Source organism: Curtobacterium flaccumfaciens pv. betae, from assembly GCF_026241855.1.
Classification (GTDB): domain Bacteria; phylum Actinomycetota; class Actinomycetes; order Actinomycetales; family Microbacteriaceae; genus Curtobacterium; species Curtobacterium flaccumfaciens.
Map to the genome: position 1 here is coordinate 2,635,776 of NZ_JAPJDC010000001.1, position 11,869 is coordinate 2,647,644.

At 73.0% G+C, this 11,869-nt stretch carries 11 protein-coding genes and 1 riboswitch; of the genes, 3 read left to right on the forward strand and 8 right to left on the reverse strand.

The genetic code is table 11. The features are described 5' to 3' along the window. Positions 1-192: 192 nt before the first annotated feature. The 3 genes from ORG17_RS12350 to ORG17_RS12360 form a co-directional block, all read right to left on the reverse strand. On the reverse strand, positions 193-1,716 hold the full coding sequence (locus ORG17_RS12350) for an MFS transporter (RefSeq protein WP_176709115.1): 1,524 nt from the start codon (positions 1,714-1,716) through the stop codon (positions 193-195). A 213-nt stretch (positions 1,717-1,929) separates the two neighbouring features. Continuing rightward, entirely contained in the window at positions 1,930-2,937 is a 1,008-nt protein-coding gene (locus ORG17_RS12355) for a LacI family DNA-binding transcriptional regulator (protein WP_111056217.1), read from the reverse strand. Beyond that, a complete protein-coding gene (locus ORG17_RS12360; protein WP_214526029.1) occupies positions 2,916-4,952 on the reverse strand; it encodes an aldo/keto reductase in 2,037 nt (678 codons plus the stop codon). Before ORG17_RS12360 ends, ORG17_RS12355 begins: the two co-directional genes overlap by 22 nt. A gap of 155 nt (positions 4,953-5,107) precedes the next feature. Here ORG17_RS12360 and ORG17_RS12365 point away from each other — a divergent pair, with 155 nt between their 5' ends. Both ORG17_RS12365 and ORG17_RS12370 read left to right on the forward strand, forming a co-directional pair. Further along, positions 5,108-5,656, forward strand: coding sequence for a TetR/AcrR family transcriptional regulator (locus tag ORG17_RS12365; protein WP_027466318.1), 549 nt, complete (start codon positions 5,108-5,110; stop codon positions 5,654-5,656). 66 nt (positions 5,657-5,722) lie between these two features. Continuing rightward, a complete protein-coding gene (locus ORG17_RS12370) occupies positions 5,723-5,893 on the forward strand; it encodes a hypothetical protein (RefSeq protein ID WP_017888559.1) in 171 nt (56 codons plus the stop codon). A gap of 122 nt (positions 5,894-6,015) precedes the next feature. Here the strand turns inward: ORG17_RS12370 and ribH are convergent, their stop codons facing one another. The 5 genes from ribH to ORG17_RS12395 form a co-directional block, all read right to left on the reverse strand. Further along, a complete protein-coding gene (ribH, locus tag ORG17_RS12375) occupies positions 6,016-6,495 on the reverse strand; it encodes a 6,7-dimethyl-8-ribityllumazine synthase (protein ID WP_027466317.1) in 480 nt (159 codons plus the stop codon). Then, positions 6,492-7,181, reverse strand: a complete 690-nt coding sequence (gene ribB, locus ORG17_RS12380) for a 3,4-dihydroxy-2-butanone-4-phosphate synthase (protein WP_138803879.1) — start codon at positions 7,179-7,181, stop codon at positions 6,492-6,494. Before ribB ends, ribH begins: the two co-directional genes overlap by 4 nt. Continuing rightward, the gene (locus ORG17_RS12385) at positions 7,181-7,834 is read right to left on the reverse strand and encodes a riboflavin synthase (RefSeq protein ID WP_110895334.1); all 654 of its coding nucleotides are present in this window, start codon (positions 7,832-7,834) and stop codon (positions 7,181-7,183) included. Before ORG17_RS12385 ends, ribB begins: the two co-directional genes overlap by 1 nt. 94 nt (positions 7,835-7,928) lie before the next feature. Next, positions 7,929-8,063: riboswitch (FMN riboswitch) on the reverse strand. Between the two features lie 128 nt (positions 8,064-8,191). After that, entirely contained in the window at positions 8,192-9,925 is a 1,734-nt protein-coding gene (locus tag ORG17_RS12390) for a hypothetical protein (protein ID WP_214526030.1), read from the reverse strand. An 87-nt stretch (positions 9,926-10,012) separates the two neighbouring features. Continuing rightward, positions 10,013-11,323, reverse strand: a complete 1,311-nt coding sequence (locus ORG17_RS12395; protein WP_214526031.1) for a hypothetical protein — start codon at positions 11,321-11,323, stop codon at positions 10,013-10,015. A 111-nt stretch (positions 11,324-11,434) separates the two neighbouring features. Between ORG17_RS12395 and ORG17_RS12400 the strand changes: the two genes are divergently transcribed. Then, positions 11,435-11,866 carry a GNAT family N-acetyltransferase gene (locus ORG17_RS12400; protein WP_027466313.1) on the forward strand — a complete coding sequence of 144 codons (432 nt, stop codon included), beginning with the start codon at positions 11,435-11,437 and terminating at the stop codon, positions 11,864-11,866. Positions 11,867-11,869 lie beyond the last annotated feature (3 nt).

Consider the following 11,869-nt stretch of genomic DNA (forward strand, 5'->3'; position numbering starts at 1 on the left):
CCCAACGTATGACCTGAACCCTGGTTGAGGTCAACGATTCACAGGTTCGGGCGCGGCCGGGCGCGCCGCGGTGGCACTTCGTGAGCAGGAATGGTCGGGTCACGCACGGCGACCCGACCATTCCTGCTCACGAAGCGCAGCTCACGAAGCGCAGCTCGCGCCCGCAGTGCGCCCGCAGTGCAGCGCGGCCGCTCAGCGGCGCTTGAGCATGACGAGCGCACCCACGGCCGCCACCACCATGAGCACCGCGGCGACGCCCGCCGTGATCGTCACGCCGGAGTCGAAGGCCGCCCGCGCCGACTCGAGCAGCACCTGCCCGGCGCTGCCGCCGAGCTGCCCCGCCGCGGCGACCGCCCCGCCGAGGGTCTCCTGCGCCGCGACGTGCGCCGCCGAGGACAGCCCGTCGGGCACCACGACGTGCGCCCGGTAGGTCGTCGCCAGGATCGTGCCGAGCACCGCGGTCCCGAGCACGGCCCCGATCTCGTACGCCGTCTCGGACATCGCCGACGCCGCACCCGCCTTGTCCGCCGGAGCCGTCGAGATGATGAGGTCGTTCGTCACCGTCTCGGACGCCCCGATCCCGATGCCGAGCAGCACGAACGCGAACGCCAGGGCGGCGATGGAGGCGTGGTGTCCGAGGACCGCGACGAGGGCGTACGCCGCCGCCGAGAACAGCAGCGCGACCGACACGACCCAGCGCGGGGCGACACGCGCCACGATCGGCACGACCGCGAGCCCGGCGACGATGGTCAGGACCGAACCCGGGATGAGCACCACGCCGGATGCGAACGGGTCGAGCCCCGCCACGAGCTGCAGGTGCTGGGCGATGAAGAACAGGAACCCGGTGAGCGAGAACATCGCCGCCAGGTTCATCAGCACACTGCCCGTGAAGGCCGTGCTGCGGAACAGCCGCAGGTCGAGCATCGGCGTGCGGGACCGCAGCTGCCGACGGACGAACGCGATGCCGCACACGACACCGACCGCGAGCATGGCGATCGCGAGGCCGCGCTCCTCGGGGTGCACGACCGACTTGATGGCCCACGCGATGGGTGCGAGCGCGCCGAGGGACAGGAACATGCTCGGCAGGTCGACCGGCCCGGGCATCGGGTCGCGGGACTCCGGCACGCAGAACGGCACGCCGACGAGCATGAGCACGAGGATCGGCACCGCGACGAGGAACACGCTGCCCCAGTGGAAGTGCGCGAGCAGCGCGCCGCCGACGAGCGGGCCGAGCGCGTTGCCGGCGGCGAACATCGTCGACCAGACGGCGAGCGCCATCCGCCGCTCCCCCGCGTCCACGAACACGTTGCGGATGATCGAGAGCGTGGCCGGCATGAGCATCGCGCCGAACACGCCCATCGCGATCCGGGCCGCGACGAGCATCCAGGCGTCGGTCGCGAAGGCCGCGGCCACCGAGAACAGTGCGAAGCCGGTCGCGCCGATCACCAGGATCCGCCGTCGACCGATGCGGTCACCGATGCTGCCCATCACGACGAGCAGGCCGGCGAGCACCAGCGGGTACGCGTCCACGATCCAGAGCTGCGTGGTGGCGTCCGGGTTCAGCGCGCGGCTGATCGACGGCAGCGCGAAGCTCAGGATGGTGTTGTCGACCGAAATCAGCAGGACCGGCAGCATGAGCACGGCGAGCGCCAGGAACCGTCGGGCGCGGCTCCCGGTGACGCGGGTGGCGACGGGGCTGGTGAGCAGTGCGGACACGGCGGACTCCTGGGACTTCGAGCCGGACCAGGTCGACGGCGGGTGGTACGTGGGGCAGACGAGACGGGACGCGGGATGGACACGCGCCCCGTCAGGACTCCGTTAGTGTACCGTCCGGACGGTTTTGGTTGCAAATGCAACTGACGACGGCCGGGAGGCCCGTGGCGGTCCCGCCACGGGCCTTGCGTCGGTCCACTGGTCGCGTCGTCGGGCCTACGCCGATTCGCGGAGCAGCAACCGGTGGCGCACCGTGCGCTCGACGGCCTCGCCCGAGCGCGGCAGCTCGCCCGCGAGCATGCCGAGCGCCAGGTCGAGGGCCTGGCCCGCGACCTCGTCGAGGTCGACGGCCAGCGTGGTGAGCGTCGGTGCGACGAGCGTCCCGAGCGGCAGGCCGTCGACGCCGACCACGCGGACGTCACCGGGGACGTCGACACCGGCACGACGGCAGGCTGACAGCACGCCGAGGGCCAGCACGTCGTTGAACGCCAGGACCGCGTCCACCCGCCGGTGCTCGGCGAGGATCCGCTCGGTCTGTCCGGCGCCGGCCTCGGCGGTGGGTGCGGACGCGACGACGAGGTCGGGCAGGTACCCGCGACGCCGGAGTGCCGCGACCATGTGCTCCCCGCGCTGGCTCGGCACGCCGTCGGCAGCGGCGTCGAGCACGACGGGGTGCTTCACCCCGACGTCGACGAGGTGGTCGGCGAGGTCCTCGATCGCGGCGGTCGGGTCGATCCGGACCGCGGCGCGGGTCACCGGCCCCGAGGGGTCGAGTTCGACGACCGGGACCGAGCCGAGCCGTTCGATCCACTCCGGCGCACGGGACCCGAGGTAGCCGATCACAACGTCGGTCTGGGCACCGAGGGACTCCACCATCCGGTCCGAGTCGCTCGCGAGCCCGACGTCGGCGAGCATGACGTTCCACCCGCGGGCGGCGGCCAGGCCGAGCACCGCGGAGGCGAGTGCCGGTGCGTAGGGGTTCCGCAGGTCGTTGACGACGAGCCCGAGCTGGTGGTCGCCACCCGTGACGAGCCCGCGGCCGAACCGTGACGGACGGTAGTCGAGCGCAGCCGCGGCCTGGAGCACGCGGTCCTTGGTCGCCGCGCTGATGCCGGACATGCCGTTCATCGCGCGGGTGACGGTCTGCCGGGACACCCCGGCGGCCGCGGCGACGTCGATGATCGTCGCGCGGCCGCCCGGGGTCAGGCGCGGAGGTCCAGCCATGCCACCTGTTCCGGGGAGAGGTCGACGGAGAGGCCGGTCATGGACGACCGGGCCTCCGCGATCGTACGGGGTCCGAAGAGCGGGAACGTCGGGAACGGCTGGTTGAGCACGTACGCCAGCGCGATCGCCGTCGCGGGGACACCGAACTGCTCGCCGAGTTCGCGCGCACGCCGGAGCCGCTCGAAGTTGTCGTCCGAGTAGTAGCAGCGGACGAGTTCGGCGTCGCTGGTGTCCTCGGGCGTCGCGCGGCCGGTGAAGAACCCGCGGGCCTGCGACGACCACGGCAGCAGCGGGACCTGGCGTTCCTCGAGCCAGGCCTTCGATGCCGCATCGGTCGCGTGTTCGCAGCCGTCCCACGGCACGTCGTACGCCTCGGCGAGACCGAAGTGGTTGCTGAGCACCTCGAACTCGTGCTTGCCGTTGGCCCGTGCGTAGGCGTTCGCCTCGTCGAACCGTGCGGGCGTCCAGTTCGAGCCGCCGTACACCCGGATGCGCCCGGCTCGGCGGTGCTCGTCGAGCACGTCGACGAACTCCCCCACCGGGATGTCGGGGTTGTCGCGGTGCATCATGTAGACGTCCGCGTAGTCGGTTCCCTGGCGCTCGAGGCTCTCGAGCAGCTGCCGGGTGATCGACTCCGGGTCACAGTGCGGGGTGTGGGCGCCCTTCGTGATGACGACCACGTCCTCGCGGATCCCCCGGTTCTGGATCCACCTGCCGAGCCTGCCCTCGAGCACCCCGCCGCCGTAGATGTACCCGGTGTCGAACACGTTGCCGCCCTGCTCGACGAACAGGTCGAAGATCGCGCTGGCGTGTGCCAGGTCGGGCTGGTTGTCGACACCCATCACCAGGCGGGACATCCGCTTGCCGACGCCCGGCACCTCGCCGTAGCGCATCGGGTTGCCGTCCTGCACGGTGAGCGGTCGGCCGGACACCGTCGGGATGTCGGCGGTCTCGGCTTCGAAGGGGTAACGCAGGCCGATCGCCGCGCGCCACCTGTCGAGCGTGCGGGCCGTGGCGAGGGTCTCGTCGATGGTCATCTGCGCCGCTTCGACCCCGCCGGCACGCAGGGCGTCGGTGGTGGCGTCGGCTTCTCGGGCGTAGGGGTGCTCACCCGCGAACGACAGCGAGCGAGGGGGTTCGTCGACGGTGTGGATCTCGATGGTGGGGTCGTCGCCGAGGGTCCACGGGTCGGTGAGCACGATGCGACCGCGCGAGCCGTACACCGACACGGCGTTGTCGTCCTGCACGAAGACGCCGGTCCGGACCGTCGCCGTGGTCCCGCCCTTGTAGGTGAGCTGCGCGACCGTCCACTCGTCGACCCCGGTCGGCCCGAGCGTGCCCGTGGCGGTGAGGTCCACCGGCTCGGCGACGGCGACCCCGGTGGCGGCCTGCACGATCGCCGCGGCCATCGTCACCGGGTACCCGCCGACGTCGAGGATCCCGCCGCCGGCGGTGTCGACGTCGAACAGGCGACCGGTGCGCTCGCCCGTCCGGAAGGCGAACGAGGCGTCGACGTGGGTCACGTCGCCGATCACGCCGTCGCGGATCAGCTCGAGCAGCGCCGCGGTCTGCGGGTGGAAGCGGTACATGAACGCCTCGACGAGCGGCAGGCCGGCCTGGCGTGCGGCGTCGGTGAGCGCCATCGCGGTGCCGTGGTTCACGGCGAGGGGCTTCTCGCAGAGGACCGCCTTGCCGGCCTCGAGTGCGGCGAGCACGAGTCGGGCGTGCCCGGTGTGCACGGTCGACACGTAGACGGCGTCCACCCGCGGGTCGGCGAGGACCTCGTCGTAGGTCCCGGCGGTCACGTCCGCGAACCCGAACCCGGCGGCCTCGTCGGCGAAGCCCTGCGCCCGCTCGGCGGACGAACTGCCGGCCGCGACCAGGACACCCCCGCTGGCGGGCAGCTGCGAGAGGAAGCGTCGGGCGATGCTGCCGGGGCCGAGGACGGCCCACCCGGGGCGGTCGGTGGTGGTCGAGGTCGGGGTGGTGGCGGTGTTCGCCGTCTGCGCTGACATGCGGATCCTTGTCGTCTCGTGAACCTTCACGGTCGGCTCGACGCTAGCCGGTGCGGGAACGATGAGCAATGGTCCCGCGGCATTTCGTGAGCGTTCACGGCGACCACGGAGGAGCTGGCGTCCGCGCCCCCCGGAACTGCTCCTAGACTCTCGGCATGGCCAGTGCCCGCGACCGTGTCCTCGACAGCTTCGTCGCCATCGTGTGCGAGGAAGGCGAGCGTCCCGCCACGCTCGACGCCGTCGCCGCGCGCGCCGGTGTCTCGAAGGGCGGGCTGCTCTACCACTTCGGCTCCAAGGCCGCCCTGGTCGAGGGGCTCTGCGAACGGCTGTCGGACCTGTCCGCGATCGACGTCGAGCGCATGCAGGAGGCCGAGGACGGCGCCGCGCGCTACTTCGTCCGCAACTGCCTGTTCGTCGGCAGCGAGCTGGACCTCGCCCTGCTCGCCGCGAGCCGCCTGCAGCAGGCCGGTTACGAAGAGGCCGGACGGACCCTCGACGACACCGAGAACGCCTGGCTCGCGACCCTCGTCGACGCCCTCGGCGACGAGCCGACCGCGCAGGCCGTCAAGCTCCTCGGCGACGGGCTGTACCACCAGGCCTCACTCGGTGCCGCGAGCGAGGTGCGACCGAAGCGGGGCAGCGTCGACATGGAGACCCTGCTCACCGTCGTCGACCGTCTGATCGCGACGCGACCGGGAGCGTGAACCGGCACACCTCCGGCTGGGGATAGACTGGGGAACGATCCACTCGTCGACACCCGGAGGTATCCCGTGGGCCGCGTCATCGCCGCTGTTTTCTCGATCCTGCTGCTGCTGGTGTCGATGTACCTGTTCGGGTTCGCCTTCCAGGTGGAGTCGGGCCAGGCCTTCGTCTTCATGGCTGGCGTGCTCCTGATGAGCCTCTCCTTCTTCCTGCCGATCCACGTGTTCGGCAAGCGCTGACCAGCAAGCACAGACCAGCAACGCTGATCAGCAAGCACTCACCAGCAAGCACTGACCAGCTAGCACAGAACGGCCCCGCACCTCACCGGTGCGGGGCCGTTCTGTGTGGGGTGTCCGGCGCCTCAGACCAGGACGCGCAGGGACCGCAGCGTCACCGCGGTGCTGATCGCCGCGTGTGCGGCCTCGGCGCCCTTGTCCTCCTTGGAGTCGGGCAGTCCGGCGCGGTCGAGTCCCTGCTGCTCGTCGTCCAGCGTGAGCACACCGAACCCGACGGGCTTGCCGGTGTCGATCGCGACCTGCGTCAGGCCGCTCGTCGCCGCGCCCGACACGTACTCGAAGTGCGGGGTGCCACCGCGGATGATCACGCCGAGCGCGACCGCCGCGTCGAAACCGGCCTCGAGCGCGGTCTTCGCGACCACGGGCAGCTCGAAGCTGCCGGGGACGGGGATGACGTCGGCCGTCGCCCCGAGCCGCTCGACCTCGCGCTGCGCCCCGGCCAGCAGGCCCGCCGCGATCGTGTCGTGCCACTGTCCGGCGATGATGGCCACCCGGATCCCGGTGCCGTCGACCTGGTCGCGGTCCGCCGCGCCTGCTCCGCTCATCGTGTCGTTCCTTCCGTGGGCGCTGCGGTCGCTGCCGCCGCCCGGTCTGCCGCGTCCAGCCACTCGGCGAGCGCGGCGATGGTGATGACGGGCACGCCCTCGCGTGCCCCGAGTCCGACGAGTGCCGGCAGCCGCATCATGCTGCCGTCCTCGTCGACGATCTCGCAGATCGCCGCAGCGGGCCGGAGTCCGGCCGCGGTGACGAGCTCGATCGCTGCTTCGGTGTGCCCGGCGCGCTCGCGGACCCCACCCGGTCGTGCACGCAGGGGCACCACATGTCCGGGGCGGTGCAGGTCGTCGCGCACCGAGGTCGGGTCGGCGAGGACCCGCAGGGTGCGGGCGCGGTCGTGGGCGCTGATGCCCGTGGTCACGCCGACGGCGGCGTCGACGGTGACCGTGTAGGCCGTACCGCGGACGTCCTCGTTGTGCGCCACCATCGGCGGCAGGTCGAGGGCGTCGGCGATCTCGGTGCTGACCGGCGCGCAGATGAACCCGGACGAGTGCGCCACGGTCCACGCGATCCACTCCGGCGAGGCGAGCTCGGCGGACAGGATGACGTCGCCCTCGTTCTCGCGGTCCTCGTCGTCGACGACGATCACCGGGCGACCGGCCGCGATCGACGCGATCGCGGTCTCGATGCTCGACAACCCGAGTGCCTGCGGGGCGGCACCGACCTCGGCGACCATCACCGGGCCTCCGATCCGACGGTCTCGAGCGACTGCGCCGCGGCGTCGAGCCGCAGCATGCGGCGGACGTGCCGGGCCAGGACGTCGGTCTCGACGTTCACCCGGTCCCCCGGCACGCGGAGCCCGAGCGTCGTCGCCTCGAGCGTCTCGGGGATCAGGCTCACCTCGAACCAGGCCGCGTCGGGCGCGGTGTCCTCGGGCGAGACCGCGCTGACCGTGAGCGAGACGCCGTCGAGCGCGACGGAACCCTTGTCGACCACGAGCGGGCTGAGCGCCGGCGCGAGCGAGAACCGCACGCGCCGCCAGCCGTCACCGTCGGCCGTCTCGAGCACGGTGGCGGTGCCGTCGATGTGACCCTGCACGATGTGCCCGCCCAGGCGGTCGCCCACCGAGGCGGCGCGCTCGAGGTTCAGGCGGTCCCCCACCCGGAGTGCGCCGTGGGCGCTCATGTCGAGGGTCTGCTTCATGACGAAGGCGGTGAAGGTCTCGGGGGTCTGCTCGACGACGGTCAGGCAGACACCACTCGTCGCGATCGAGTCGCCGTGCCGGGCGTCCTGCACGACGACGGGGCCGTGCACGGTGAGCGCGACGGAGTCGCCCTGCTGCTCGACGGCGGTGACGGTGCCGAGTTCCTCGATGATGCCGGTGAACACTGGTGTCCTCTCAACGGGACTCCGGGGGCGTTCGACGATCGTCGGCATCGACGGACGGGTCGCACCCCACGGGTCGTGGGGTCGTCCTGTCCGCCCAGCGCGCCTCCCATCCGGACTTTCACCGTCGGTCCCGGAATCCCACCGGGTCAACCTCTGTCGGGTTCGCACCCGTCATCAGTTCGTGGACTGTCACCACCGGCTCGGAATTACACCGACCCCGGAGCGCTTGCGTAGTCGAACGATACCCCAGGCCGCTGACGGCCGCGCCACGGTGTCAGCGCCGTCGTAACCGGGCGTCTCCCCCGGGCATGGTGACCGAGGGGCGCCACGGTGTGACGCCCCTCGGTCACCCGCCGGTCAGTGCCGGCGACGGAGCATGAGCGTGCCCGCTCCGGCGAGGAGCAGCAGGAGCGCGAACCCGGCCGGCAGGACCGGCGAGCCGGCTCCCGTGTAGGCGAGCTCCGGCTGGCCGTCACCGGCCGCGGCGGCTGGCGCGACGGTCACGGCGCTCGCCCGGACCCCGCCGGTGGCAGCGGTCGTGGTGGTCACCACACCCGCCGTGGAGGCCCGGGTCGGCTCGACGACGCCGACCACGCCGACCGGGATGGTCGCCGTGCCGGGCGTGGTGCCGGTGTCGGTGCCCGTCCCGTCGGTGGGGACGGTTCCCGGGTCGGTGCCCGGGTCGGTGCCCGGGTCGGTGCCCGGGTCGGTACCGGGGTCGGTACCGGGGTCGGTACCGGGGTCGGTACCGGGGTCGGTGCCCGGGTCGGTACCGGGGTCCGTACCGGTGCCGGTGCCGGGGGTGGTGCTGGTGCCGTCACCGACGATGCCGATCCCGTTGCCGCCGATGGTGATCGGCAGGCTGATCACCGGGGTGACCTGGGTGCCGGAGAGCAGGCCGCCGTCGCCGGAGGTCGAACCGCCGGTCGTCGGGGTCGTGGTGCCGGTGGCCGGAGCCGTCGTGCCGCCGGTGCTCGTGCCGTCGCCGAGGACGCCGATGCCGTTGCCACCGATCGTCACCGGGACGTCGACGACCGGGGACACCTGCGTGCCCGAGGCCGTGCCGTCCGAACCCGAGGTCGAACCACCGGCCGCCGGAGCAGTCCCAGTGCCCGTGCCCGCGGCGGGCGTCGTGCCCGTCGCGGTGCCCGTCCCGAGCAGTCCGATGCCGTTGTCCGCGACCGTGACCGGGATCGAGACCACCGGGGACACCTGCGTGCCCGAGGCCGTGCCGTCCGAACCCGAGGTCGAACCACCGGCCGCCGGTGCAGTCCCGGTCCCGGTACCCGTGCCCGCGGCAGGCGTCGTGCCCGTCGAGGTCCCGTCACCGAGGACGCCGATGCCGTTGCCACCGATCGTCACCGGGACGTCGACCAGGCCGGTCACCTGGGTGCCGGAGAGCAGTCCGTCGGTGCCCGAGGTGCTGGGTGCCGACGGTGCTTCGGCAGCCGGCGCCGGAGTGGTCGCCGCCGGGGCGGTCGACGTCGAGGTGCCGTCGCCGAGGACGCCGATCCCGTTGCCGGCCACCGTCACGGGGACGGTCACGGTCGGGGCGACCTGGGTGCCGGAAGCCGTGCCGTCCTCGCCCGAGGTGCTCGGAGCCGGAGCGGCAGGAGCCGGAGCGGCAGGAGCCGGAGCGGCAGGAGCAGGAGCAGCAGGCGCCGGTGCCGGAGCCGGAGCCGATGCTGCAGGCGTCGGAGCTGCCGCGGGTGCGGCGGCCGAGACGGCGTCACCGGCGACGGCCACGGCGTTGCCGCCCACCGTCACCGGTGCCGCGACGTCCGGCACCACCTGGGTGCCCGAGAGCGTGCCGTCCTCGCCCGAGGTGCTGGGGGAAGGAGCGGTCGTGGCCGGAGCCGGAGCCGGAGCGGCGGGCGTGGACCCAGTCGCCGTCGACACTGCGTCGCCGAGCACGGCGATCGCGTTGCTGCCGAGGGACACCGGGGCGTCCACGGCGGGGGCCACCTGGGTGCCCGAGACGATGCCGTCGGCACCGGATGTCGTGGCCGCGTTCGCCGCAGCCGTGCCGCCGAGCGTGAGCCCGCCGACGAAGAGGGCGAACCAGAGCCCTCTGGAGACGTACTTGTTCATGGTCGTACTCCCTGATCGAGATCGTCACCGACCGCGGACGCAGCCGGGATGTGTGCGTGCCTGCCGTGGCGGACAGGCGCACCGATCTCAGTCAGGGGCGACGTCGTGCTCGCCGACGACGGATGCGGGGACCGCGTCGTCGGAGAGCGTGCCGCGAGACCCCGCGGCGAGGGAGACGATGTCGTCGGTCGAGCCGACGATGCCGACGGCTGCTGCGCCGCCGGAGGTCGAGGAGGCACTGCCGCCGAGCACACCGGCGTCGGCTCCGTCGAACGGGAGCCCGTGGCCCTCGCCGTCCGCGGGGACGAGCAGCGCGCGCCCACCGAGGGTCGCGTCCTGCGCCTCGACGGCCGCGGCGAGCGGGCCGACCGTGACCGTCGTGGCGACTGCGACGACCGGCTCCGACGGGCGGAGCCCGGCAGAGCGGTGGCCCAGGGCATCGGCGGCGACGGCGCGTGCGGGCGCCGAGGTGCCCTGCGCGGGGACCGTTCCGGGCCGGACGGGGGCGTTCGCGACCGGCACCGACGGGACGGGCCCGGCGGACGGGTTCGAACCGCCGCCCACCGGGAGCGCGGGGACGTCGACGACGGGGGCCGTGCCTCCTGGCAGGGTGCCGCCGACGGACGGGACGACGCCCCCGACCACGTCGGGGACGGTGCCCACGGTCGTGCCGACCGAGCCGAGCGTGTCGTCGACGAGGCCCGTGACCGGGCCGGTGACGGTGCCGAGGGTGTCGTCACCGAGGACCGTGCCGACCACCGGGACGCTGCCGACCACGTCGTCGACGGTGTCGACGACGGCGGTCACGGGGCGCGTGTCGGAGACGCGTTCCACGGTGCCGGTGACGGGGCGCAGGACGTTCGCGACGGTGTCGGTGACCGGCCGGGAGGCACTGGTCACCTGGTCGACGACCTGTCGCACCGGGCGCGTGGCCGGGCCGGCCGCGGGGGCGGTCGTGGTGGGCGCGGCAGCCGGGGTGGTCGCGACCGGAGCGGGGCTCGACGGCGCGGCGGGGGCCGCGGCAGGTGCGGGTGCCGCGGGCACCTGAGCGGGTGCGGGCGCGGGGGCCGGAGCGGGCGCGGGGGCCGGAGCGGGCGCAGCAGGAGCAGGTGCAGGTGCGGGCGCGGGTGCGGGCGCCACGGCCTTTCGGACGGGAGCCGTCACGCCGCCGACGACCTTGCCGACCTCCCCGGTCACGCCCTGCACGGTGCCACCGACGCCGTCCACGACGCCGCCGACGAGGCCGCGCTGCTCGGTCGGTACGGCCGAGGTCGTCGCGGCGGAGGCCGGTCGCGCGCCGAGCAGCAGGGACAGCAGCACGAGGGCGGCGAGGGTCCCGACGCCCAGCAGGACGATGCGGAGTGCGGCGCGCCAGGGTGCGCGCAACCGGTGGTCCATGCGCTCACCTCCTGATCTCGGCTGCGCACGTAGAGTGGTTGACCGGCAATGTACGCCGATCCGGTCCGGAACACACCCTGTTTCGGAAGAAATTCTCAGGAAGGGCCGTCCGTGGTCTCGATCTTCAACGCTCCGACCCGCAACCTGGACATCGTCACGCTGCACGAGATCCTGCGGCTCCGCCAGGACGTCTTCGTCGTCGAGCAGGAGGCCGCGTACGGCGACATCGACGGCCGTGACCTCGAGCCGGGCACCGTGCAGTTCTGGGCCGGCAACGGTTCGGTGGACGCGACGCTCCGCCTGCTCCGCGAGCCCGACGGCACCGAGCGCATCGGCCGGGTCGCCACCGCGAAGCACGCCCGCGGCCAGGGACTCGGCGCGCAGCTCATGGAGGCCGCGATCGCCGAGTCCCGCTCGCCGAGCATCGCCCTCGGTGCCCAGTCGCACCTGGAGCAGTGGTACGGCCGCTTCGGCTTCGTGCGCTCGGGGGACGAGTACCTGGAGGACCGCATCCCGCACATCCCGATGACCCGGAAGCGCTGATCC

Coding starts and splice junctions, on each gene's coding strand:
- ORG17_RS12355 (WP_111056217.1), bottom strand. CDS start 2,937: ATGGCTGGACCTCCGCGCCTGACCCCGGGCGGCCGCGCGACGATCATC.
- ORG17_RS12360 (WP_214526029.1), bottom strand. CDS start 4,952: ATGTCAGCGCAGACGGCGAACACCGCCACCACCCCGACCTCGACCACC.
- ORG17_RS12365 (WP_027466318.1), top strand. CDS start 5,108: ATGGCCAGTGCCCGCGACCGTGTCCTCGACAGCTTCGTCGCCATCGTG.
- ribH (WP_027466317.1), bottom strand. CDS start 6,495: ATGAGCGGAGCAGGCGCGGCGGACCGCGACCAGGTCGACGGCACCGGG.
- ribB (WP_138803879.1), bottom strand. CDS start 7,181: ATGGTCGCCGAGGTCGGTGCCGCCCCGCAGGCACTCGGGTTGTCGAGC.
- ORG17_RS12390 (WP_214526030.1), bottom strand. CDS start 9,925: ATGAACAAGTACGTCTCCAGAGGGCTCTGGTTCGCCCTCTTCGTCGGC.
- ORG17_RS12395 (WP_214526031.1), bottom strand. CDS start 11,323: ATGGACCACCGGTTGCGCGCACCCTGGCGCGCCGCACTCCGCATCGTC.